The organism is Cytobacillus oceanisediminis (genome assembly GCF_003182355.1).
GTDB classification, from domain to species: Bacteria; Bacillota; Bacilli; order Bacillales; family Cytobacillaceae; genus Cytobacillus; species Cytobacillus oceanisediminis_A.
On record NZ_QGTW01000009.1, the window covers coordinates 199,494 to 221,826 of the forward strand.

A 22,333-nucleotide genomic window follows, 5' to 3' on the forward strand; every position below is an offset into this window, starting at 1 on the left:
GATTAGCAGATAAGGAGTGATCTGGTGAAGAACCTTAAGGTAGCCTTGGCGGGCATTGGAAAATTAGGTTCTGCTATGATGGTGCATTGGAAAAAATTAAATATCAAAATAGGTGTCTATCATCCAAGCAGGACGAAAGCAGAACAATTTATTCAGCGTTTTCCAAACTGTTATTTATTAACGGAACAGGATCTGAGAGAGGTGGATATCCTCATATTGGCTTTGCCGGCCGGCAAGGTGATTCCCTTTATGGAAAAAATGTTAGCTGAAGGAAATTCTTCTTCGGTTAGCTTTATCAATATGGCTACTGCGTTGCCTACAAAAGAAATCAAGGGGAATTTTCCATCTTACAAGGTATATGGCCTAAAATATATGGGACATTCAAGAGATTTATTGGAACACGGAAATGGATTGTTTACTACCGAGGATCATTTGCCAGATTCAGTAATGGAACTTTGCAAACCATTAGGCCAAATCATAAAAGATAGGGAAGACAGGTTAGTCGAAATTAATAAACTGGCTACCTATTATGCAGTTAGAACAGCTGTAGAAATCGAAAATGACTTCACTAAAAAAGGCTATCCGCCCGCTTATATAAAAAGAGCACTCACATCACTCGCGCCTGAAGTCATCCGCTCCTATAGTGAAGGTAATTTGGGTCATTTTGCACAAGAGATTGTGAGAGAAATAAAAGAAAGTAGTGAAAAAGATGCTGATTAGCTACATCAGCATCTTTTTTTACCTATGGAGCAATTATGTTGAGCTTTTTTTCGGGTTTATCAACGAAAAAATAAATATATCAACGAAATTTCGGATATATCAACAAAAATCCACTTTTATCAGCAAATCGGTAAAAATCCCCCTGCGTCTGGTACCGGAGACCTGGAAATCTATTAATTTAACAGTCTTTCTAATAAGAACAAATACAGCATAACACAAGCAACATATACAGCTGCAAATGGTATATTCCAGTTGGACACTTTATAGGAATTGACTTTAATAATGTTTGACATAAGGCCCAGCGTAGCATTATAAGGACCTACTAAAAAGGAGGAAACTGCTCCTGACAGCATCGCGACTGTCAAAATGTGCGGAGAGATTCCGATTGCATCCGGGTTAACGCCTTCAATCATTAAAGCAAGTGATACGGCAGGGTGAAGGCCCAAAAAGGCCAGTCCCAAAGGAATGAGAGGCAGGATTATCAGAAAAACTTCCACACCTGCAACGTCAATAAAAGCTGCTATCCATCCATACAAGTTTTCATTAAAATTGGAAAAATTAATAGCTGAAATAAAAAATCCGGTAGATAGAAAGATGAAGAATTGATCCTTCATGCTCATTGAAAAGGTTTGAAAGTGTTCAAAAAGCTGATGGCCAAATTCTTTTCCTTTTTTCAGGAAGAGGGACCAGCTAAACGCAAATGGAATGACAATCAATGAGACAAGAATTAAGAACGGCAATGAGAATTGTGTTTCTGCAAAGGAAACAATAAGATTAAAAATAGCGATTGCCACCAGAATTTGAAAAACCCGTCCAGGCCGCCCGGCATAGCCTGGTTCCAGAGCTGCTGCCGTTTCATGTACGGATTCTCCAGGGTGTGGGATGGCCATCGTTTGCGATTTGCGGGAACCAATAAACCAATCCAATCCTAATCCCAATACGCTTAACGGAATGACATAGGGAAGGATGGATCCCCAGCTAACTCCTGTCATCGTTATGACAATCCCGACAATGGGTGTAACAGGAGCCCATAATAAAGGCATGGCAAACCCTCTCGAGATCGCCCTGCTCATAAACCGTTCCTTGTTCCGGACCGGAAAGCTTGCCAAGGCAGGACGTATGGAATAATACGTCATGGGAAGGGTTGCAAGATTCATGAAAATGCTGAAAAAGTAAGAAATTCCTGAAGTCATCATATATAAATGGCCTGAAGTCTTTACTTTTTTCTGAATAATCGCCTGTATCCCCTCGCCATATCTCCCAATCTTAATGGGTATCCCCAGGATCGGAATTAATGTAAACATGGTAAGCAGGTCAAGCATCGGTCCAAAAGCAAGGATATAATTTTGCCACTGAGAGCCGCTTGTCCAAAGCAGCAAAACCCCAAGCCCGAGGAAAATGCCCCCCAGTATTTGAACGAATCTCTTGGCAAGCCTGAATGTTAAAACAACAATAATGAAGCATAATATGGAGAGGAGGGGACCGATCTCCCATTCAGGCATCAGAGTGGACAGCAAATATAGGCTAATCACAGATAAAAATAAAACTCTCAGCATATCAGACACCCTCACAATCATTAATAATCCTTCTTCTAATAATATCTATCGTAAATAAATTCCTTTTTGATAAAGGATGAGAAAAAAAGATTTTGTTTTAGTGAAAATTGTATACCAAGATGATTGGTTTGAGTGTTTAATTCACCAATTTGCCATAAATTAATTAAAAATATGGTATTTGGTATACAATTTTGTTGTAAATCATTAAAACCCGTAATATAATAATAATAGGAAAGATAAATAAAGGAGGAAACCCAAATGTTCAACTTTCTATTTGGTTCTAAATATGCAATTGAAAAATCCCAAAGAAAATTAGCACGATTGAGAAAGACATTAAAGTTTTAACCAGGCCGCCATTCTTTGGCGGTTTTTTTTGCACGACCAGAAACTGAAAATAACTTTTTTAACCGGAAAAACTTTTTAATTGGTGGCGGTTAAACTTGAGTATTGATAACACAGCCATTTCTTAATAAGTTCCCTTCCTGAACAACAAACCCGGAAGAAGAGAAGCTTCCTCCGGGTTCAATATCTTCTTATTAACAGAAGGTTTATACAGCTACTTCATCAGACTTAACAAGCTTGGAGTGGATTGAATCCTCGCTATTGCCTGAAGCTTTTACAATCTCATCTAATTCTTCACGGGCTGCTTCAAGGGTTTCAAATCGTTCAAAAAATTTAACACCAATATGGTTCACATATTCTTTTCCTTCATATTCTTCAAAAAGCTGGATTTTCATATTCTCATCCAAAACCTCTGCAATCGTATATTTTGCCTTTAACTTATCGAAAAAATAGAAATGATAGGTTTCAACCGGCTTTAAGCCCTCATTCTCAAGAATCGTTTGGAAGGTATCTTTATTTGTTAAAACAATATATTTTCCCATATTAAACACTCCTTTAATATTTTAGATTGTTCTAGATCAGGTGAAAAATATTTCTTCAAAATATGTAAGATTCGTGTATATCTCCTCCAATCTGGAATATTGTATACCATAAGCTTACATGTATTTTATACCAAGGAGAAGAAATGTTCAATGATATATTCTAAATTTTTTAATAATTCGGTTAAAATAGTAAACTTTCACATATAGGTTGTGATCATGCCAGTTCCTTTAAACCTGTTGATTGGAACGGAAGGTGCGAGACTCCAGCGGGAGTAGCGGGACAGGTGAGACGCCATAGGCGCAGGGCGCCGAGGAGGCTCAACGCCTGCCTCACGGAAAGCGAGTGCCTGAACAGCGGAAATCAACACCTTAATTAACATCAATTCTTGAAAATCCTTGGTAATAAGAGAGTACTTAGATTATCTACAATTTTTTATGAATGGCCAAAAAATTAAAAAATCCTATTTGCCAATCTTCCAGAAAGGTTGTATACTCTTGGAAAAGTATCTAAATTTTTAGAATAAACTGAAAGGGGTAATGATATGCCAAAGGTTACTCTCCATGTTGATGGGAAGAAAGTGGAACAGCAAGTAAAAGATAATGCTAATTTAGTAGTGTTAGCGGGGATCCGCCAATTTCCTGAGTTAAAGTATGGCTGCGGAATGGGAAGATGTACAAAGTGTACTTGCGTTGTTATTAGCGGGGGAGAAGATTTAGCTCCGCCTAACTGGAAAGAGGAAAAAATGCTAGGTGACAAGGTGAATGAGGGCTACAGATTAACTTGCCAATTAACAATTCAGAAGGATATTGAAATATCCCAGGAAAATATCTCTGTAAAGCCTCCAAAGAAGACAACAGCAGCCATTACGAAATAGTTTTTTATTTTTAAAATTTTATTGGTATACAAAATACCTTAGAGTAGCGGGTGATTTTTAAATGAATTGTTATGATCTAACGAAAATGACTTGGAAAGAAGTAGAAGAGTCATTAGAAACAGTTGAATTTGCAATCATTCCAGTCGGTGCGCATGAACAGCATGGGCCACATATGGCTGAAAGCTGTGATGCAGTGCTTGCGGAGAAGATGGCAATAAAGCTGGGAGAAAGAATGTTTCCATATGCCATTGTTACTCCAGTTGTGAATATGGGCGTTTCCGAGCATCACATACATTTTCCTGGAACAATCGCTCTGCAGCCAGCTACCTTGATGGCTGTTTTGAAAGACATGGTTTCTTCATTGAAGCAGCATGGCATTAAGAAGTTTCTATTTCTGAATTCGCATGGAGGCAACCAATCTACATTGAATCTTGCCTCCATGACGATTACAAAAGAATTGGATGTTGAAGTCTACTATGCAAAAACAACCGCATCAGCCAAGGAGTCAATTGGGAAATTTGTTAAATCGCCTCTTTTTGGCCACAGCTGTGAGCGGGAAGTTTCCGAAGCTTTGTACCTGGAACCTGAACTGGTCAGAACCGAACTATTAGAAAAAGGCGATATCCGAGAAGATGGAAGGTGGAAAAGGCTGCGGCCTGGCAAAGCCGTCCAGGGCTTCTATTTCTATGAAGAAATGACCCAAAACGGGTGTATTGGAGATGGCAGACAGGGCAGCAGGGAAATCGGTAAGCAGATTGTAGAAGAAGCCTTAAAGAATCTTACTGAAGAACTTTCCGAGCTGCTTGATCTCAAAGCGGAGCTGCTCTACTAATTCTAGTACACTAAAAGAATTTTAATTAATCTTTAAAAAATTCTAAAAATTGTGTTTACAAGTGAAAAAGAATAGGTTATTATTCAATTAAGGTATACCAAAGACCAAAAAAACAAGAAGAAAAGAGGTTGTAAATTAGCAACCTATTATTTTTTAAAAATTTTGGTATACAAAATATCAAATGCCGACAGGGTACATAAAAATCGAGGAGGAGTTTACACATGCCAGAATTATTATCTAAAGATGAATTTCGCAAAGAACTAGAGGAAGCGATTAAAGGAAATCATAGCCAGAAAGCTCCATTTACAGTAGCTTGGGCTGAAGGGAAGCTTGAAAGAAAGCACTTTGCAAGATGGGCTGAAAACCATTACCACTATGTTGGACCTTTCGCAGACTACTTAGCGTATATCTATCACAACACTCCAACCGATCCAAAATTCGAAGCAGCAAAAGACTTCACACTTCAGAATATGTATGAAGAAGAAATTGCAGCTGACCGTCATACAGACTTGCTGATTCGCTTCGCAGAAGCTTGCGGAACAACTCGCGAACGTGTAATCGATCCTGAAAATATGGCTCCAACAACATTAGGCCTGCAAAGCTGGTGCTACGCCGTGGCTGCCCGTGAAAACTTCGTTGTTGCAACAGCTGCTCTAGTTGTTGGTCTTGAGTCACAAGTTCCTGATATCTATCGTAAACAAACTCCTGCTCTTCGTGCACAATATGGATTTACAGATGAAGAAATCGAATTCTTCGATCTTCATATCGTATCCGATGAAATCCATGGAGAACGCGGCTATAAGATCGTTTTAGATCATGCAGATACGCCAGAATTGCAGCAGCGCTGCCTTGAAGTTGTCCGCACAGGAGCAAAAATGCGCCGCATGTACATGGATGGTCTATGGAGAGAGTACCTGGAACAGGATCTTGGATCTTTAGTAGAAACTAAGTAAGATATTAGATCATTTGCATCTAAAAGCACCATTGATTAATTGGCACCCAGTTGATTGGAGTGGAAGGAGCGAGACTCCTGCGGGAGGAGCGGGACAGGTGAGACCCCACAGACGCGAAGCGGCTCACCGCCCGCCCCGCGGAAAGCGAGCTCCTGGAGCGGAAATCAACAGGTCAATTTTACCAGAGCTAAATAACCAAAAAAAGACTCATTCAAGTTGAAAAATTCTCAATTCCAGGCCGTCACACTAAATCTTGTCAATCGAGGTCTAAGTGGCGGCTATTTCTATAATCAGTGAATTTGGCGCAGTAAAGGGAGAAATAAACAGAGAGTAAGGTGATAGTTTTGATTACAACAAAAGTAGAAACATTTAATAATTTCATTAATGGAGAATGGCAGGAGTCGGCCAGCCAAAAGAAGTTTTATAGCGTAAATCCTGCTAACACCGAAGACGTTGTTGGCGTTTTTCAGGCATCCAATGAAACTGATGTCAAACAGGCGATCGAAGCGGCAAGTACTGCTTTCCCAGAATGGGCGCAAACAGCCCCATCCAAGCGGGCGGCTATTTTAAACAAAGCTGCTGCCATTCTGGAGAAAAATGCGGCCCAATATGCGGAAGAACTGTCAAGGGAAGAAGGAAAACATGTTAATGATGCTAAAAATGAAGTACTGAGATCAGCACAGACCCTTCGTTATTATGCGGTTGAAGGACAAAGCTTCACAGGTGAAACCTTCCCGAATGATGATCCGAATATGAAAGTATCAACGGAAAGAGAACCACTGGGGGTTGTGAGTGTGATTACACCGTGGAACTTCCCGATTTCCATTGCTGCCAGAAAAATCGCTCCAGCTTTAATTACAGGAAATACAGTTGTCTTTAAACCTTCTTCAGATACCCCGCTAATTGCTGTTCGGCTTGTTGAAGCATTGCATCAGGCTGGTATACCAAAAGGTGTCCTGAATTTTGTTACAGGAAAGGCATCAGATGTTGGGAATCCATTAGTCACTCATCCTGCTGTTAAAGCTGTTACCTTTACTGGATCAACCGCTGCAGGCGAGGACATCCATCGTAAGTGCTCCTTCACCACTCGCACTCAAATGGAACTTGGCGGAAAAAATCCCCTTGTTGTTATGGATGATGCTGATTTGGACCTTGCAGCCACTTTAACCGTGAATGGCGGATTTTCCCTTACAGGGCAAGCATGTACGGGAACAAGCAGAGTCATCGTTATGAAAGAAGTAAAAGAAGCTTTCGTCCAAAAACTGATTGAAAAAACAAGCGCTCTCAAAATTGGAAACGGTTTTGAAGAAGGAGTTAAAATCGGCCCGCTTGCTAATGAAAAGCAATTAAAAAATGTGTTGAAGTATATTGAGTCCGGCAAAGAAGACGGAGCCGATCTTGTATATGGAGGCGAACATTTAACCACTGGGGCATACGAAAAGGGATTCTTTGTTTCACCAGCCATTTTCACCAATGTAAAACCGAATCACCGCATTGCCAAGGAAGAAATTTTTGGTCCGGTGATTGCCGTGATTGAAGTGGATACATATGAAGAAGCCATAGCGATTGCGAATGACGTTGACTATGGATTGTCCGCTTCCATTGTGACCAACAACTTGAAAGTGGCTAACCAGTTCACAAAAGATATTCAGGCAGGGACGGTAAAAGTGAACAGGACAACAACCGGCAACTTGATCAATGCTCCGTTTGGAGGGTTGAAACAATCCAGCACGGCTACCTTCCGTGAATCCGGCAGAGTTGGCCTTGAATTCTTCACACAAGTAAAAACCGTTTATATCGGCTATTAAATAGACAGAAGGAGAATGGAATATGAAAACAGCCCTTAAATTGGAGTTAGAAGAAGCAAAATTAATGATAGAAGCAGCGAAAGAAAAATCAGCAGACATTAATGTTCTTGAAACGATTGCGATTGTAGATGATGGAGGAAGCCTGCTTGCTCTTGAAAGGATGAACGGGGCAAGAATCACTGGCCCTGAAATTGCCATAGCTAAAGCTTATACAGCTTCAGGCCATAAACGTTCGACTCATTTATTTAATAAAGAGCCAAACGGCCCGGCGCTTCCTGGCAATGAAGCGTTCGGCATTCAGCATATGCTTAACGGCAAGTTTGCTGTTTTTGTTGGCGGGTTCCCTATTGTGGTAAATGATGAAGTGGTTGGAGGAATCGGAATTAGCGGCGGCAATGGCGAGCAGGATACAGCTGTTGGCACTGCAGCTTTGAAAGCTCTTCAATCCTATTTGGAGAAGGACGGATATGAAGTCGTAACAGAAGCAGACATTAAAAAATAATAGAAAGGGACCTCTTTCGTTATAAAAATAATAGCGAAATGAGGTCCTTATTCAGTCAAAAGAGTTATAGAAACATTAGAGAGGGAGGATCGCATGAAACCTTATCTTGAATTGGCGATTGGATTTGCCCGCACCGGTGTGACAGGGTATGGAGGAGGTCCTTCGACAATACCGCTAATCGAGTTTGAAGCGGTTAAAAAATATAAGTGGATGACTGAGGAAGAATTCGGGGAAATTTTAGCTTTGGCCAATACGCTGCCAGGTCCTATTGCAACAAAAATGGCTGCTTATATCGGATTTAAAGTGAAAGGCGGTTTGGGGGCAGCTGTAGCGATCCTTACGCATATCCTGCCATCCATTATTGCCATGCTTGGATTGCTGGGATTCTTATATTCCTTTCGTCAATCACCGATTGTGAGCGGGATGGTCCAAGGGGTAACACCTGTTATCGGGTTTATGCTTGCGGAAATGGCCTACCGGTTTTACCAAAAAGGCAGCAAGGGGCTCGGCATCCCCAAAACATTATTGCTCGCTGCCGTATCATTAGTCTTTGTCCAGCTTATGGAGTGGCACCCGGGAATATTGATTGCAGCTGTCCTGATTTCAGCCTTTTATATTGCGCACCGGAAAGAAAAGGCTGATAAGAGTGCTAATGAAGAATTGATTCCAGTAAGGGAGAAAAGTTCATGATCTATTGGGATATTTTCTGGGCGTTTTTTATTGCGAATTTACTAGGCTACGGAGGCGGACCGGCAACCATACCGCTGATTCAGATTGAAGTGGTAAACAACAATGGGTGGATGACACTATCGGAGTTTGGGGATGTACTTGCTATTGCGAATGCTCTTCCAGGCCCCATCGCAACAAAGATGGCAGGCTTTATCGGCTACGAATTAGGGGGGATTTTAGGAGCAGTGATAGCTCTTGCAGCAACCATTCTTCCATCCGCTTTGGCTGTCATTTTGCTTTTTAAGTTTGTTAACTTATTCAAAGATTCGCCTAAGGTCAAGCTTATGACGAAGTCCGTGCAGCCCATCATTGCCGTCCTGCTGGCTGTCATGGCATACCAATTCTTTTTAACAGCCTTCGAAAACAGCGGCGTTCTTCATCTTGTGCTGCTTGCAGCTGTCAGCTATTTAACATTAATCAAATTTAAGGTACATCCATCACTCGTCATTTTTGGCGCATTGTTTTATGGAGGAATTTTCTTATCTTAATCTCTAGCGATCTATAAAAAAATAATAGCAGGTGGATAAATGGAAAAAACATGGGAGGAAAATCAACTAATATCAATACGCGAACATGCTTATCTGTACTTAAAAAAACTCATTTTAGAAGGGGAGTACCAGGCTGGCGACCGTCTAGTTGAGAGAGAGCTGGCTGCCAAGCTGAACATAAGCCGCACCCCGATCCGTGAGGCTTTGTTCCGGCTTGAATCACAAGGCTTTGTGAAAACAGTCCCAAGAAAAGGAGTTGTTATTACCAATATTTCAGAAGATGAAGTATTGGAAGTATTTACGATTCTCTCTTCTCTTGAAGTCCTTGCTGTAAAATTGGCAGCTCAAAGAATGGATAGGGAAACACAAAAAGAATTAGATCAAAAAATCCAGGAACTTATGGAATTGGACGAACAGGCTGAAGAGAATTTTAACTCTGAACATATTCATATGAACCAGCTCATTAATAAAGCATCCAAAAGCCCGAAACTATACGAAATTCTTTCTGGCCTTATTGATTTTATTCATATGGCTGCCAATATGGGTTATGAAACACCAGGCAGAAGAAAGGACTCATTAAAAGAACATATTGACATTATGAAGGCATTACGCGACAGAGAGAGTGAAATAGCTGAGTACTTGATGAGAATTCATATTGAAAATTCCAAGAAAGCATATATAGCTTATATGGATCGGATTAAAAAGAAGTTTAATAGCCAGAAGGTATAAACAGGCCGCTACATTTAAGCAGCCTGTTTTCATATCTAAAAGGTAGATCCACAATAATCAGATTCTAGCGAAGGAAAAAAATAAAGTTATTTAAAAGTTTTATATTGTCTGAAAATTAAATATATGGTATATTGTATACCAAGAGGAAGAATTAAAGGAGGAAGTCAACTATGCCAAAGATTAATTTTATTAATAGCAATAAACAGTTAGAGGTACCAGAAGATTCAAATATTTTAAGAATGTCACTCCGCTATGATGGAGAGCTTCCAAATCGCTGCGGAGGCGGTATTTGCGGCACTTGTGTTTTTAAAGCAGAAGAAGGATCCGAATACCTGGATAATGTCAAAATTCAGGAACGAAGAAAACTTGGAGAAGAGTGGCTCAGCAAAGGCTATCGCTTAGGATGCCAAACTTTCGTAACAAACGGGGATATCTCCATTTCATGGGATGATCAAGTGACAGACGTGGTGAAGAAAAGAAAGCCGGATAAATTAAAGCCGACAGTATCTGCAAGTAACTGATCATCAGCATTTCAAACTGTAATGGACGAATCTTAGCGGCATCGCCCACTACGGATTGAAAGAGTATACAAGAATCTTAATATGAGGCTTGTTAGACGCAAAATTGATTATAGCACTCTGTGATTGGAGTGGAAGGCGAGAGACTCCTACGGTCCGGGAGACCCCGAAGGCGCAAGTGCCGAGGTGGCTCCCGGACCGCCCGCGGAAAGCGATCTCCTGGAACGGAAATCAACAGAGAAGATTAAAAGCTCCAAATTAAATATAAGAGGGTGAAATTATGTGGGTTTGCAACAGTCATCTAAAGGAAGTCATGATGCTATTAGAAACGCCTCATATCAGAAAAGCTCCATATCAAATCAAATGCTCGCTGTGTGAAAATCATGCTTTTGCCAAAGTCTATTATACTCACCGCTCCTTCAAGTTCACTAAAAAACTATATTCTTCATTAAAACAAAGTGTTTCCCAGGAGGCTTAGCAATGGAAGGGTTAAAAAAGGGGATTGAAGAAAGACTGGAAGAGTTAAATATACAGCTTCCTGTTCAGGCTGATATTAAGATGCCGTTTGAACCGGGTGTCATCTCAGGAAATACGATATTCTTATCCGGACAAACGCCAAGAGTAAATGGCGCTCAGAAGTACACCGGGACTGTTGGAGCAGACATCAGCATTGAAGAAGCGCAGGAAGCTGCGAGAATTTGTACGTTAAATTTGCTGGCAGCCCTTAAAGGAATCATTGGAGATTTAAATAAAGTCAAAAGAATTATCAAAATGGATGGTTATGTGGCTGCAACAAGCGATTTTAAAGAACATCCTACCGTCATTAATGCCGCCTCTGACCTGCTGCACGACATTTTCGGGAAAGAAAAGGGACATGCACGCAAAGCAGTGGGAATGGCTTCCCTGCCTGGAGGGGCTCCGGTGGAAATTGAAATGATCGTTGAAATTTAATAACTTTAATATCCTTTTTATGGGCTGCTCAATTGCATGAGCAGCTTTTTTTATTGATCCTGTCTTGGAACACATAAATAATAAATGGTAGTGAGCAGCCTTTATCAAAATTAGAATAGAGCCATAGTTTTAGATATTTTAATATAAGAAAAAAAGGGTTCTCTTCACTTTTACCGAATTAATGTAATAAAGCAATTATAGGGGGAGTATTTGTGCAAACTTTAGAAAAAATTAGCGATCGATTTTGGTATCAGACCCCTGTTTCGGAGACGGACCGGCCCATTTTGGCTGCAGTTGTCGGTAAGAATCGGACGTTGATGATTGATGCGGGTAATTCCGAGGAGCATGCAAATTATTTTTTTAGTGAGCTTGCGAAGCATAATATTCCGGCACCAAGTATGGTTGTGCTGACACATTGGCATTGGGATCATATTTTTGGCTTGTCAGCTTTGGATGTGGTGTCGGTTTCTTCAAGTCAAACAAAAGCTGAGATGAAAAAGCTTCTTCCATTTGAGTGGTCAGATGAAGCATTGGATGAACGAGTGAAATCAGGAGTCGAGATTGAATTTTGCGCAAGCGCGATCAAAAAAGAGTTTGGCAGTGACCGGGATATTAAGATTAAGCTGCCTGACATTACTTTCGAGAAAAGGCTGGAAATCGGCCTTGGCGGTGTTACTTGCCAATTGCATCATGTTGGAGGGGACCATTCTGCCGATTCTGTAGTGGTATATATTAAGGAAGAAAAAATTTTGTTTTTGGGGGATGCCATTTACGCGAATCTTTATTCTAGTAAATGGAATTTTACTACGGAACGAATGCTCAAGTTATTGGACTCTATCGAAAAGTTCGATGCTGATACTTATATTCTTTCCCACTGGAAAGCCCTCTCAAGAGCTGAATATATACAAGAAACAGAATTGCTTAGAAAGGCTGCTCAACTAACCATGCAACTGAATGGGGAAAAGGCAGAAATAAAGAAAGCTTATAGAGCCTATAAAAACCGTGAACTGAATGAAAATGAACTTGAGGCCATTGAGTATTTTGTAAATGGCTATGACCTTGAACAGAAAAAGGAGCTTTAAAAATGATTGAATTATTAAAAACACTGACAAATCTTTCGGGGCCATGCGGGTATGAGCACGCTGTTTCTTATTATTTAAAAGAGTATCTGGAAGATAAAACGGACTCTGTCATGATTGATCCAATCGGCAATGTAATGGCACGCAAGAAAGGCAGCAAGCCGGGACCTGCTATCCTATTAACTGCCCATATGGATGAAATCGGCTTCATGGTAAAAAAGATTGAGGCAAACGGGTTGCTCCGTTTTGAAAAATTGGGTGGAAACGATGACCGCATCCTTCTTGCCCAGCCTGTAAAAGTAATGGGAACTGAAGGTGAGGTGCACGGGGTTATCGGTACAATGTCTGCTCATTATGTAAAATTTGATGATCCCAATAAAGTGAGAAAGCACTCACAAATGTATATTGATATTGGGGCATCATCAAAAGAAGAAGCAGAAGAAATGGGGATTGAAGTTGGAACCCCCGTAACCTGGGGCACCGGTTTCCAGGTCTTTGGCCCTGAAAAAAGAAGGAAAATCCAATCAAAGGCACTGGATGACCGGGCAGGCTGCGCTGTTTTAGTACAAGCTCTCGATGAATTAAAAGATTCCTCTTTTGCCGGCGAATTGATCTTTCTGTTCGCTGTCCAGGAGGAAGTCGGGCTAAGAGGAGCCAAAACAGCTGCAGAACATTTACAGGCTGATGCAGCCATTGCCATTGACACGACTGCAGTCAGTGATACACCAGAAGAAACGATGGATGGAAGCCTCGGGCTGGGCCGCGGAACGGGCATAAAGGTGATGGATTTCAGTTTGATTGTACATAAAACGATGAAAGACTTGCTTGTTAAGGCTGCGAAGGAAAATTCCATTCCGTATCAGCTTGAAGTGTTCCCTGGAATCGGCACAGATGGGGGTGCGGTCGCTTATGCAAACAAAGGAATTCCGACGGGCGTTCTTTCCATTCCATCCCGCTATGCCCATTCGCCTGTTGAAGTAATTGATTACGCAGATCTTGAAGCCACTAAGGATTTGGTAAAGGCTTTTATCTTAAATCTCGAGGAAGATCAGAAGTTTCCTTTTTAAAAAATGGAGGTTGTGATGAATAAGTTTGCCGTTAATCTTTCAACCATTTATACAGAAGTGCCTTTTTTGGAGCGTTTTAAAAAAGCGGGCGAATCTGGCTTTTCAAAAGTAGAGTGCCAGTTTCCGTATGCTTTTTCAAAAGAAGAAGTCAAAATGGAGCTTGAAAGGAATCAGCTATCAATGGTTTTGATCAATTTGCCGCCTGGCAATTGGGAAAAAGGAGACAGGGGAATTGCGGCAATGCCAGAACGGACGGCAGAGTTCAAAAAGTCTGTGGATGAAGCCATTCGCTATGCTCAAGCGCTGGATGCTGACAAGGTCCACTGTATGGCTGGAATCGTTGCAGAAAGCGATCGGGAAAAAGCAAGGCAAGTCTTTATGGATAATCTTTTATATGCCGGAACAGAGATGGCGAAGTATGGCATTACTTTGCTTATTGAACCGATCAATCCTTATGATATGCCAGGGTACTTCTTAAATAACATCGATCAAGCCGTGGAAATCATTGATGTCATTGGCTTGCCTAATGTAAAGCTGCAATTTGATTTCTATCATATTGAGAGAATTCATGGTAATCCTCTGAAAATCTATCAACAATATAAGGATCTCGTGGGGCATGTGCAGATTGCCGATCATCCAGGGAGGAATGAGCCTGGAACTGGCAGAATGAATTATAAGGATATCTTCGAGTATCTGAATGAATCTTATAAGGGTGAAATTGGCCTTGAATATAATCCTCAGGGCAGAAGTGAAGAGAGCTTTAAGTGGATCAAATCAGCAGAGAAAGGAGGAGCCTAGCATGAAAATTGGCTTTATCGGCACCGGGGTAATGGGTTCGCGGATGGCAAAGCGTCTCCTGGATCGTGAATTTCAAGTATATATTTACAATCGGTCTGTTGAAAAAGCGAAACCCCTTTTGGAGCAAGGAGCCTTATATGCTGAATCCATCAGTTCCCTTGCCAGCCAATGTGATGTCATTTGTACATGCTTATCGATGCCTGAAGATGTCATTGAGGTATACACAGGCCCGGACGGCATTAATGAGAATGCCCGGTCTGGAACGGTCTGCATTGATTTGACATCCGTAGGGGCTGATACGAGTAAAACCATTTTCGGGCAGGCAAACGCGAAAGGAATCAGCTATCTTGACTCTCCTGTAAGCGGAGGGCCGGAAGGAGCGGAAAACGGCACTTTAACCATCATGGTTGGCGGCGAGAAGGCTGCTTTTGAAAAAGTTAAACCGATCCTGGAGGTGCTTGGTGAAACGATAGAATATCTCGGCCAGCCAGGTTCAGGCAGCATTGCCAAGCTGATTAACCAGTATCTTGTTGCTGTCCATTCACTCGCGGCATCAGAGGCAATGGTTGCCGGGGCTGCATATGGTTTGGATTCCGAACAGATGTTTAACATTCTAAAGGTTAGTTACGGAGACAGCCGGATTTTGCGGAGGCATATGGAACAGTACGTATTTGACCGGAATTTCGAGCCTGGCGGAGCAGTGAAATACGTCCATAAAGATGTCCGTCTGGCCAACAGGCTTTTGCAGGAAGCAGGGCTGGAACGATTCACAGGGCAGATGGCTGAACAAGCATTTAAAAAGGCAGGAGAAAAAGGGCTGGATGACCTGGATATGTCTGCAGTCATTCTGCCGCTGGAGGAGCAAGCCAGGGTTGTTGTTAAAAGGAATAAATAAGTAGGGCTTATCTATTATAATTCATTAAAACATTAACGGAGGCGCAGAGTCTCCGTTTTTATTATTCCCACCTTCGTATTAGTAGAATGTTGGTATGAAGCGAAGTGACCGATAAAATGAAAAAGTGACCGATATAATTCAAATCTGACCGATAAATCGGAAAAGTGACCGATATATCAAGAATCTGACCGATAAACATAAAAAACTGACCGATAAATCTTTATCAGTAAAAAAATAGCTCTTTGAAATCTAGTGAAGTAAATAAAAATAATCCCCATTTTGCTGTAATTCTATTAAATTAGTATAATAGAAACATCTGAAATAATAGAAAAACTGGGAGAGCAGCGATGAAGCGCAAAAAGAGTAAAAAACGGGTAAAAAGAAGTTCAAATATTGCTTTATTGTTATTTCTTATTGTTTTTTCCTTTGTATTGATCGATCAATTTTTACAAATGAAGGTAGAGGAAAAAGCAATTTCTTTCCTTCCTAATCCAGTAGCTGAAGATGTACAAAAATATACACCTATTCTTCAAAGGGAATTGGAAGAGGTAAATCTCGAAGAATATACCTTCGTTTTGGCGGCCATTATGCAGCAGGAAAGTAAAGGGAAGGGCGGAGACCCGATGCAGGCCTCTGAGTCTGCGGGCTTACCTCCTAACTCCATCAAGGATCCGGAACAGAGCATCAAACAGGGAGTAAAACATTTTAAGAGAGCTTTAAATTACGGCAACAAGAAAAATGTAGATTTCCCAACCGTAATCCAGGCTTATAATATGGGAATTGGGTATATTGACTTTGTAGCCAGTCAAGGTGGGAAGCATAGTGAAGAGATAGCCAAAAAGTTCTCACTTGCGCAGGCAGAAAAAAATCCTCAAGTTTATAACTGCGGCGGTGATAAAAATAACTTCCGCTACCCATATTGTTATGGCGACTTCACTTACACTACGAAAGTAACGAAAAATATAGAAAGTTTAACGGTAAGCAATTCGGGGAAAATTCCAAAGGATCTTTTGGATATTTAGCAAGCTGCCCCCTTCCTATTTTGGAAGGGGGCAGCTTGCTTTTTCTTTATTAATAAAAAATTACTTGTGGTGAAAATTGTAACCAATGTGTTTCCTACTATATTCTCAATTACTTAGAAAGATTTCACAAAAACTTTTAGTTTAAAACATAACTGGGTATAGAGGGTATAAATGTTATAGTATGGAAATTTATTTCTATGGCATGGAAAATACATAGCTGCAATCCGTAACATAAGTAAAAATCGATTCAGAATGGGAATGGTGGGGGATATGCAGTCCGCAAGGGTTAGATTAAGATAAGATGAACTCTTTCTCATTCCTGATGCGATTTTTTCGAACAACAGAGAAGGGGTGTTAATCTCATGAAGGTATCAACGGGAATACGGGGATTGGACAAGGTTTTGGATGGCGGGATACCTCAAGGTTCTGCCATTGTCCTGGAAGGAGCGCCAGGTACAGGGAAAACAACTTTAGCGATGCAGTTTTTGTACAAGGGAATTGTTGATCATGGTGAGCCAGGAATCTTTTTTTCATTCGAAGAATTTCCGGATCAAATCTATGAAGATATGAAAAGCTACGGCTGGGACTTAAAGGATTTAGAAAGAAAAAATAAGCTAAGGGTTATTGGCATTTCTCCTGATATTTTCCTGGACCAAATGGCATCTAAGGATGGTTTATTTGAGCAGCTGGTCCGGGAGATTGATTGCAGGCGGATTGTGATTGATAGCATTAGCCTATTAGAGTATTTACCAGATAAAACAGGTGAGAATGGAAGAAGTCTTTTATATACGTTACGCAATATTGTGAGAAAGTTTGGGCTTACTTCATTGTTTATCCAGGAGCTTTCCAGCCTTGATAGAAGGAAGATTCCGTTTGAACATTTTATTGCAGATGGTGTGATCCGCTTATCACTGAAAGAGCATATGAATATTTTCCGGAAAAGAACATTGGAAGTAACAAAGATGAGGGGAACGAAAATTAATGAAGGAGAGCATATCTATCAAATAACGGAAAAAGGCATATACCTCCTGCTGGCGTCTCAAATCGTAACAGATAAATATATTAGCGACCAGAAAATTAAAACTGGCATTCCGGAGCTGGACAATCTTCTGGGAGGAGGCATGGCCAAAGGGGCGGTATATATGCTGGATACAAACAGCAAGGCAAATTACCGCCATATTGTAGGGGCAATTTATGCAGAACGGGTGAAGGCTGGAAACCGTGTCTTAAGCCTTCTGTCGAGCACCCAAACTGTAACCGAGCTGAAAGCACTTATAGATCTTTATGGCATTGATTTGGACCAATTAGCAAGAGAAAAGAGATTATATTTTATTGAGCATTATAATCGGCCGTTTCCTGCGGGCTGGGAGGGTTCAGTCTTCCATGTTCATGGGATGGAAAATGAGGATTATGACCGGTTTCTGCGGGAGAAGTGCACAGGCTTGATGAAAGAATGCAAGGAAAATCATGAAGATTGGTTTGCCTATTATGATTTAAGTACGATTTTTAATGAGCGGGGAGCCGAGTATGTCTTAAGGTCATTTGCAAAAGAAACAGCATTCGCAAGGTCTCTTGGAATGACGGTCCTCGTTCTGTGTAATTTTAAAGAAGTCGGTGAACAGGCGGCCTCGTTTTTGGAACGCACATCAAATGGAGTTTTTAAAACCTGGGTGGATGGTTCTTATCAGTACTTGCAGGTAACCAAATCTCCGGATGGGCAAATTTCAAAACCTTATCTGCTGGAAAGCATCGATCAAAAGCCATATATCCGTTTGGTATAAAGGAGGGAAAGAACATGTCGAAAAGGGAATATTTATCGCTTGAAATGGAATGTTTGATGCTGTTTCAGTCCAATCCTTATTTGTTTGAGACAATACAGGGACTGGAAAAAAGGCTTGGAAGAAAAAAGTCAGATCTTGAGCCAATCCTAGAACGTCTAACGATGCAAGGGATTCTCCAAAAAACAGGTGATGGATCCTTGGCGTATTTCCGTTATAAGGAACCAGCGGTTATAGCTGAATTCAGTTTTACAAGTGAGCTGGAAACCTTATGATTCAATCATTAGAGCTAATGGAAGAATTGCAGGAATTGTATGCCGGGCAATCTGGCCTAACAAATTTGGTTACAAATATGTCAGGGGACATCATAGCACCAGCGAAGGGGAATAACGAGCTTTTTAATCTCCTGCTCGAACAGGGGGGGATGAAAGGAATCATCAAGACCATAACAAAAGAGTATGACCTTTCAAAAACCTTCCTATATGACATGCTACCGGGTGTTTATGTCTGTATTGCCCCAGTAAACGGGCATTCTGGGCTCCTTTTATGGAGTGGTGTAAAAATTGAGCAAGGGTTAATAGACAAGGTTAAAAACAATATTAATAGCCTGATAAATGAAAGGGATATTGATAGCATACTAGCCCAGACGCCAGCCCTTACACTGGAAAATAAGAGAGAGTGGATCCATTCAGCAAAGAAAGCGGCCTTAATGATATCCCGCCTTATGGAAGAAGGGGATTCATCGTTTTCCGGCCAATTGGAGGTTCTTCAGGAAGCTGCAAATATGGAGGAAGGTGATGTATCCCGTCTGCTTTGCCGATTCCTCGAAAAGAACAGCAGATATGACTTTCTTGGAGTTTGTGAACAGCGGTTTGACGACCTTTATGAAGTTTCCCATGCTGCCGGGGAAGAAGCTGAACGAATTCTGGGAGCCAGTTTTTCACCTGGAGAAAGTTTTCTTGGGAGAATGCTTCTTACCGGAGAGTATGCATTTTGGGAGGGGGTAGAAAGGGATCCTAAGTATACTTTTTTTGAACGGCTTCACTTTTACCCAAAATCATTGTTTTGTTTTCCTGTTGAATTAAGGGACGGATCCCTCTCTCTCATTTTTGGAGGGAGCAGGAAATTCGATAAATTTTCGGATACGGATAAAGTGTCCGCTAAAAATGTGGCTTTGCTGATTGAAGCTGCTCTTTTAACAGATTTATTGAAAAAAGAAAATAGCGGGCACCTACGCAGGTTATCGGCAATTGCTGATGTAAGTGGGATGCTGGTCTCTGCACCGGATTTAAAAAGGATCTCCTATATCCTTGTAGACATTGCCATGAATTTAGTGAAAGGACCATTTTCCACTGTCATTTTAAAAAATCCCCTAAAACAAAAAATGATGCTGATTTCCAGAGGAGACATCAAGGGAGAGATAGGAGGCTATCTCAAAATGGCTGCCGGGAATTACTTCACAAAAGCAGCCGAGTCCATTTCAAAAAGTTTGATGCCAAGCATAAAGCAGATAGAAGGAGCTTCAGCAGTTATTGAATGCCCGCTTCATTTTAGAGGAGAACTTTTAGGGCTTATTTGCGCAGGGACAAGAGGACATCCTGAACAAGAGATGGAAGAGCTGCTTCCATTCTTGCATACACTATCTTTAATTGCAGGATTCTCCTTACAGCTGGCAGGGGATGGACAAGAGAATATCCTGGACACTAAGGTGGATACTCTTCACTCCTCTATTAAAGAATTTGATGCTGAGGCTTATCGGATTGCCAAGGAAGCTTTTAAGGCAGCTGATGAATTCTCTATTAAACTGGATCTTTCAGAAACCCTTATTAAGAACGTTTTATCAGCCTGCCTGCTTTACTGTTTTACACCTGAGTATTTGGCTGAAATGTTTCCGGAAACAGAGTTCCCTAGAATCGTTAAGGATGGAAAACGGCTCCTTTCAGAGGAAATTTCATTCGACGATGAACCAAGTATTGGCAGCCAGGTATTTGCGGCAGCCGTTTCTTATGCTCAAAATGAAGGAAACCTCGATACTGTCATATCCAATCCAAAAATCGATAGCATCCGACAGGAATTCATTTCATTCATGGAGGAGAAACAGGTAATGGTGCAGGAGCTGACCCTTGAACCAGAAAGCAGCCATACTACAAGAAGCCAATCCGTAGGAGGTACGATCAAGAATCACTTGAATCTGTCCAACAGAGAAAAGGAGGTTCTAGAACTGGTCATCCAGGGGCTAAATAATAAGGAAATCGCACAGGAACTATTCATTAGCGAACACACCGTTAAAAATCATCTCACCAAAATCTTTCAAAAGCTAAATGTACCAGACCGGACCCAGGCGATTTCAAAAGTCTATCAATTAACCTATAATAAATCAGCCAAACCGTGACCTCCTGATATAGGAGGTTTTTTTGTTCCTATTGATATAGGAAAGCTGGAAGGATAGCAGCCCTAAAATAGGAAACCATTCTTATTAAACCCTCTTTTTAGAAAGGGAAAAGTGGGGGATATTTTATTTTCTTAAATCCCTGCATAATAAGGCTTGTAAGTGATCAATACAAAGGCAGGAGGTGCTGATAACGAATCTGCTGAACCTCAGTACAAAGCAAGTCATCGCGGAGGAAGTCATAGCGGCTTATACCTTTTGGAAAAGATTTAAAGGCTTGATGCTGACAAAAAGCATGCCTGAAAACTTTGCTCTCCACCTTTCACCTTGTCCCAGCATTCATACCTTCTTCATGAGATATAACATTGATGTTTTATATCTGAATGATCGGAATGAAATTGTCGGACTGGAGGAAAACCTGGAACCTGGCAAAGCAGGCAAAAGATTTCCGGAAGCTGTATCGGTCATCGAGCTGCCCGCCGGAAAAATAAAACACACCTCAACCGCGGCTGGACAAGCTGTAGCCTTTGTGGAGAATAACGAACAATATTAATAAAATCATATTATTATATAAAAGGAGAGAGTTTACATGTTAAACAAAATTAAAGGATTATTTATGGAAGAAGAAGGACAAGGGATGACTGAGTATGGCTTGATTCTTGGGTTGATTGCGATAGTTGCGATTGTTGGATTAGGCTTTTTAGGTAAAGAGGTAGATGCTATGTTTACTAAAGTCAAGGGTGCTTTATCTGGAGGGTCATCAACTACAACTACTACTCCATAAAATGAAATATACAGATTTCTTTTTGGAAGGGGCCCTGATTTTAGGGTCCCTTTTACAAGAAAACCACTCAAAAACCCAATGAAAGGATGGCCTTCAGATGGATATCTTCCTATTAATTATCCTATTAATATGTGTCATTACCGATGTAAAGAGCAGAAAAATCTACAACAAAGTAATCTATCCAGCCCTTTTGGCAGGATTCTTCTATCATCTGGCCAACGGCGGCTGGGATGCCTTATTCCATTCTTTCCTTGGCTTTTTGATCGGGCTTGGACTCCTTTTAATTCCTTACTTGATGGGAGGCATGGGGGCAGGAGACGTGAAACTTCTTGCCTTGATTGGCGCCTTAAAGGGCGGAGCATTTGTTTTCCAATCATTCTTATATATAGCCGTTATCGGGGGAATCATTGCACTGGGTATTGTTCTTTTCCGAAGCGGCGTGCTGAAGTCACTGATTTACTTTTTTTATAATCTTCTAAATGGTGTACGTAATAAGGCAATCATATCAAGGGGATCGCTTACAGCCACATATCCTTATGGAGTGGCAATTGCCGCCGGTACTGCCCTTTCTCTGCTGATCGAAAGGATGCCTGGCCTATGGTAAGAAAAGAAGATGGCCAGTCATTGGTAGAGTTTGCGCTCATTCTGCCCTTGTTTCTTCTATTATTAGTAGGTGTGATTGATTTTGGGAGAATCCTATATACCCAGATACAGCTTGAGCTTGTCTCACAGGAGTCAGTAAGACTAGGCGGCCTTGGAAAAACGGATGAAGAAATTCGGGCATATGCCAAAAATCAGTTTACACAGGGAGATTCCTCCTTGCTTACAGTAAATATTTCTCCTACAGGCACAAGAAAATCGGGAACCTATGTAACCGTCGATATTTCATATCCGGAAACTCTTTTGGATGCGTTGGGAAGCATGGCTGTCCCGTACACCATTCAATCAAGTTCAACGATACGGGTGGAATGACCAG

Annotated in this window: 26 protein-coding genes; 23 read left to right on the top strand and 3 right to left on the bottom strand. The window is 41.1% G+C overall.

Features of this window, described 5'->3' with window-relative positions:
• The first annotated feature begins 24 nt into the window (after nt 1–24).
• Complete coding sequence (locus tag DFO73_RS17370; protein ID WP_258309536.1) at nt 25–720, top strand: NAD(P)-binding domain-containing protein; 696 nt, start codon at nt 25–27, stop codon at nt 718–720.
• Nucleotides 721–893: 173 nt separating this feature from the next.
• Here DFO73_RS17370 and DFO73_RS17375 read toward each other — a convergent pair whose 3' ends face one another.
• The 3 genes from DFO73_RS17375 to DFO73_RS28305 form a co-directional block, all read right to left on the bottom strand.
• Nucleotides 894–2,297: a hypothetical protein gene (locus DFO73_RS17375; protein WP_258309537.1), complete on the bottom strand. Its 1,404-nt coding sequence runs from the start codon at nt 2,295–2,297 to the stop codon at nt 894–896.
• Between the two features lie 527 nt (nt 2,298–2,824).
• On the bottom strand, nt 2,825–3,160 hold the full coding sequence (locus DFO73_RS17380) for a hypothetical protein (RefSeq protein WP_048008850.1): 336 nt from the start codon (nt 3,158–3,160) through the stop codon (nt 2,825–2,827).
• Between the two features lie 197 nt (nt 3,161–3,357).
• Nucleotides 3,358–3,543: a hypothetical protein gene (locus tag DFO73_RS28305; protein ID WP_142669534.1), complete on the bottom strand. Its 186-nt coding sequence runs from the start codon at nt 3,541–3,543 to the stop codon at nt 3,358–3,360.
• Between the two features lie 159 nt (nt 3,544–3,702).
• Here DFO73_RS28305 and DFO73_RS17385 point away from each other — a divergent pair, with 159 nt between their 5' ends.
• From DFO73_RS17385 to DFO73_RS17495, 22 genes are all read left to right on the top strand, one after another.
• Nucleotides 3,703–4,035 (top strand): 2Fe-2S iron-sulfur cluster-binding protein, encoded by a 333-nt coding sequence (locus DFO73_RS17385; protein WP_110065979.1) that lies wholly within the window; start codon nt 3,703–3,705, stop codon nt 4,033–4,035.
• 61 nt (nt 4,036–4,096) lie between these two features.
• Nucleotides 4,097–4,867 (top strand): creatininase family protein, encoded by a 771-nt coding sequence (locus DFO73_RS17390; protein WP_110065980.1) that lies wholly within the window; start codon nt 4,097–4,099, stop codon nt 4,865–4,867.
• Between the two features lie 221 nt (nt 4,868–5,088).
• Nucleotides 5,089–5,820 carry a TenA family transcriptional regulator gene (locus DFO73_RS17395; protein ID WP_110065981.1) on the top strand — a complete coding sequence of 244 codons (732 nt, stop codon included), beginning with the start codon at nt 5,089–5,091 and terminating at the stop codon, nt 5,818–5,820.
• 335 nt (nt 5,821–6,155) lie between these two features.
• Nucleotides 6,156–7,628 (top strand): aldehyde dehydrogenase family protein, encoded by a 1,473-nt coding sequence (locus DFO73_RS17400; RefSeq protein ID WP_110065982.1) that lies wholly within the window; start codon nt 6,156–6,158, stop codon nt 7,626–7,628.
• 22 nt (nt 7,629–7,650) lie between these two features.
• Nucleotides 7,651–8,130 carry a GlcG/HbpS family heme-binding protein gene (locus tag DFO73_RS17405; RefSeq protein ID WP_110065983.1) on the top strand — a complete coding sequence of 160 codons (480 nt, stop codon included), beginning with the start codon at nt 7,651–7,653 and terminating at the stop codon, nt 8,128–8,130.
• Between the two features lie 93 nt (nt 8,131–8,223).
• A complete protein-coding gene (locus DFO73_RS17410; RefSeq protein ID WP_110065984.1) occupies nt 8,224–8,820 on the top strand; it encodes a chromate transporter in 597 nt (198 codons plus the stop codon).
• Nucleotides 8,817–9,347: a chromate transporter gene (locus DFO73_RS17415; RefSeq protein ID WP_110065985.1), complete on the top strand. Its 531-nt coding sequence runs from the start codon at nt 8,817–8,819 to the stop codon at nt 9,345–9,347. The genes DFO73_RS17410 and DFO73_RS17415 overlap by 4 nt, the downstream gene beginning before the upstream one ends.
• A gap of 39 nt (nt 9,348–9,386) precedes the next feature.
• Nucleotides 9,387–10,076: a GntR family transcriptional regulator gene (locus DFO73_RS17420; RefSeq protein WP_110065986.1), complete on the top strand. Its 690-nt coding sequence runs from the start codon at nt 9,387–9,389 to the stop codon at nt 10,074–10,076.
• A gap of 170 nt (nt 10,077–10,246) precedes the next feature.
• Nucleotides 10,247–10,597, top strand: coding sequence for a 2Fe-2S iron-sulfur cluster-binding protein (locus DFO73_RS17425; RefSeq protein ID WP_110065987.1), 351 nt, complete (start codon nt 10,247–10,249; stop codon nt 10,595–10,597).
• 477 nt (nt 10,598–11,074) lie between these two features.
• Entirely contained in the window at nt 11,075–11,545 is a 471-nt protein-coding gene (locus DFO73_RS17435; RefSeq protein WP_110065989.1) for a RidA family protein, read from the top strand.
• Nucleotides 11,546–11,757: 212 nt separating this feature from the next.
• Nucleotides 11,758–12,627 carry an MBL fold metallo-hydrolase gene (locus DFO73_RS17440; protein ID WP_110065990.1) on the top strand — a complete coding sequence of 290 codons (870 nt, stop codon included), beginning with the start codon at nt 11,758–11,760 and terminating at the stop codon, nt 12,625–12,627.
• 2 nt (nt 12,628–12,629) lie between these two features.
• The gene (locus DFO73_RS17445; protein ID WP_110065991.1) at nt 12,630–13,691 is read left to right on the top strand and encodes a M42 family metallopeptidase; all 1,062 of its coding nucleotides are present in this window, start codon (nt 12,630–12,632) and stop codon (nt 13,689–13,691) included.
• Nucleotides 13,692–13,706: 15 nt separating this feature from the next.
• Nucleotides 13,707–14,489, top strand: coding sequence for a hydroxypyruvate isomerase family protein (locus DFO73_RS17450; RefSeq protein ID WP_110065992.1), 783 nt, complete (start codon nt 13,707–13,709; stop codon nt 14,487–14,489).
• A 1-nt stretch (nt 14,490) separates the two neighbouring features.
• Nucleotides 14,491–15,384, top strand: coding sequence for an NAD(P)-dependent oxidoreductase (locus DFO73_RS17455; protein WP_258309542.1), 894 nt, complete (start codon nt 14,491–14,493; stop codon nt 15,382–15,384).
• Between the two features lie 347 nt (nt 15,385–15,731).
• Nucleotides 15,732–16,406 carry a lysozyme family protein gene (locus DFO73_RS17460; protein ID WP_110065994.1) on the top strand — a complete coding sequence of 225 codons (675 nt, stop codon included), beginning with the start codon at nt 15,732–15,734 and terminating at the stop codon, nt 16,404–16,406.
• Between the two features lie 362 nt (nt 16,407–16,768).
• Complete coding sequence (locus DFO73_RS17465; protein WP_110065995.1) at nt 16,769–18,187, top strand: ATPase domain-containing protein; 1,419 nt, start codon at nt 16,769–16,771, stop codon at nt 18,185–18,187.
• 14 nt (nt 18,188–18,201) lie between these two features.
• On the top strand, nt 18,202–18,459 hold the full coding sequence (locus DFO73_RS17470; protein WP_110065996.1) for a hypothetical protein: 258 nt from the start codon (nt 18,202–18,204) through the stop codon (nt 18,457–18,459).
• Nucleotides 18,456–20,576, top strand: coding sequence for a LuxR C-terminal-related transcriptional regulator (locus DFO73_RS29650; RefSeq protein WP_309043610.1), 2,121 nt, complete (start codon nt 18,456–18,458; stop codon nt 20,574–20,576). Before DFO73_RS17470 ends, DFO73_RS29650 begins: the two co-directional genes overlap by 4 nt.
• A gap of 181 nt (nt 20,577–20,757) precedes the next feature.
• Nucleotides 20,758–21,126 (top strand): DUF192 domain-containing protein, encoded by a 369-nt coding sequence (locus DFO73_RS17480; RefSeq protein WP_110065997.1) that lies wholly within the window; start codon nt 20,758–20,760, stop codon nt 21,124–21,126.
• Between the two features lie 36 nt (nt 21,127–21,162).
• Nucleotides 21,163–21,357: a Flp family type IVb pilin gene (locus DFO73_RS17485; protein ID WP_110065998.1), complete on the top strand. Its 195-nt coding sequence runs from the start codon at nt 21,163–21,165 to the stop codon at nt 21,355–21,357.
• Nucleotides 21,358–21,454: 97 nt separating this feature from the next.
• Nucleotides 21,455–21,961 (top strand): A24 family peptidase, encoded by a 507-nt coding sequence (locus tag DFO73_RS17490; protein ID WP_110065999.1) that lies wholly within the window; start codon nt 21,455–21,457, stop codon nt 21,959–21,961.
• Nucleotides 21,955–22,329, top strand: coding sequence for a TadE/TadG family type IV pilus assembly protein (locus DFO73_RS17495; RefSeq protein ID WP_110066000.1), 375 nt, complete (start codon nt 21,955–21,957; stop codon nt 22,327–22,329). The genes DFO73_RS17490 and DFO73_RS17495 overlap by 7 nt, the downstream gene beginning before the upstream one ends.
• Nucleotides 22,330–22,333: the final 4 nt, after the last annotated feature.

Bases quoted from the DNA above. Each gene is read 5' to 3' on its own strand.
- DFO73_RS17375 (WP_258309537.1), bottom strand. From the start codon at position 2,297: ATGATTGTGAGGGTGTCTGATATGCTGAGAGTTTTATTTTTATCTGTG.
- DFO73_RS17380 (WP_048008850.1), bottom strand. From the start codon at position 3,160: ATGGGAAAATATATTGTTTTAACAAATAAAGATACCTTCCAAACGATT.
- DFO73_RS17385 (WP_110065979.1), top strand. From the start codon at position 3,703: ATGCCAAAGGTTACTCTCCATGTTGATGGGAAGAAAGTGGAACAGCAA.
- DFO73_RS17390 (WP_110065980.1), top strand. From the start codon at position 4,097: ATGAATTGTTATGATCTAACGAAAATGACTTGGAAAGAAGTAGAAGAG.
- DFO73_RS17395 (WP_110065981.1), top strand. From the start codon at position 5,089: ATGCCAGAATTATTATCTAAAGATGAATTTCGCAAAGAACTAGAGGAA.
- DFO73_RS17405 (WP_110065983.1), top strand. From the start codon at position 7,651: ATGAAAACAGCCCTTAAATTGGAGTTAGAAGAAGCAAAATTAATGATA.
- DFO73_RS17410 (WP_110065984.1), top strand. From the start codon at position 8,224: ATGAAACCTTATCTTGAATTGGCGATTGGATTTGCCCGCACCGGTGTG.
- DFO73_RS17415 (WP_110065985.1), top strand. From the start codon at position 8,817: ATGATCTATTGGGATATTTTCTGGGCGTTTTTTATTGCGAATTTACTA.
- DFO73_RS17420 (WP_110065986.1), top strand. From the start codon at position 9,387: ATGGAAAAAACATGGGAGGAAAATCAACTAATATCAATACGCGAACAT.
- DFO73_RS17425 (WP_110065987.1), top strand. From the start codon at position 10,247: ATGCCAAAGATTAATTTTATTAATAGCAATAAACAGTTAGAGGTACCA.
- DFO73_RS17435 (WP_110065989.1), top strand. From the start codon at position 11,075: ATGGAAGGGTTAAAAAAGGGGATTGAAGAAAGACTGGAAGAGTTAAAT.
- DFO73_RS17445 (WP_110065991.1), top strand. From the start codon at position 12,630: ATGATTGAATTATTAAAAACACTGACAAATCTTTCGGGGCCATGCGGG.
- DFO73_RS17450 (WP_110065992.1), top strand. From the start codon at position 13,707: ATGAATAAGTTTGCCGTTAATCTTTCAACCATTTATACAGAAGTGCCT.
- DFO73_RS17455 (WP_258309542.1), top strand. From the start codon at position 14,491: ATGAAAATTGGCTTTATCGGCACCGGGGTAATGGGTTCGCGGATGGCA.
- DFO73_RS17460 (WP_110065994.1), top strand. From the start codon at position 15,732: ATGAAGCGCAAAAAGAGTAAAAAACGGGTAAAAAGAAGTTCAAATATT.
- DFO73_RS17465 (WP_110065995.1), top strand. From the start codon at position 16,769: ATGAAGGTATCAACGGGAATACGGGGATTGGACAAGGTTTTGGATGGC.
- DFO73_RS17470 (WP_110065996.1), top strand. From the start codon at position 18,202: ATGTCGAAAAGGGAATATTTATCGCTTGAAATGGAATGTTTGATGCTG.
- DFO73_RS29650 (WP_309043610.1), top strand. From the start codon at position 18,456: ATGATTCAATCATTAGAGCTAATGGAAGAATTGCAGGAATTGTATGCC.
- DFO73_RS17485 (WP_110065998.1), top strand. From the start codon at position 21,163: ATGTTAAACAAAATTAAAGGATTATTTATGGAAGAAGAAGGACAAGGG.
- DFO73_RS17490 (WP_110065999.1), top strand. From the start codon at position 21,455: ATGGATATCTTCCTATTAATTATCCTATTAATATGTGTCATTACCGAT.
- DFO73_RS17495 (WP_110066000.1), top strand. From the start codon at position 21,955: ATGGTAAGAAAAGAAGATGGCCAGTCATTGGTAGAGTTTGCGCTCATT.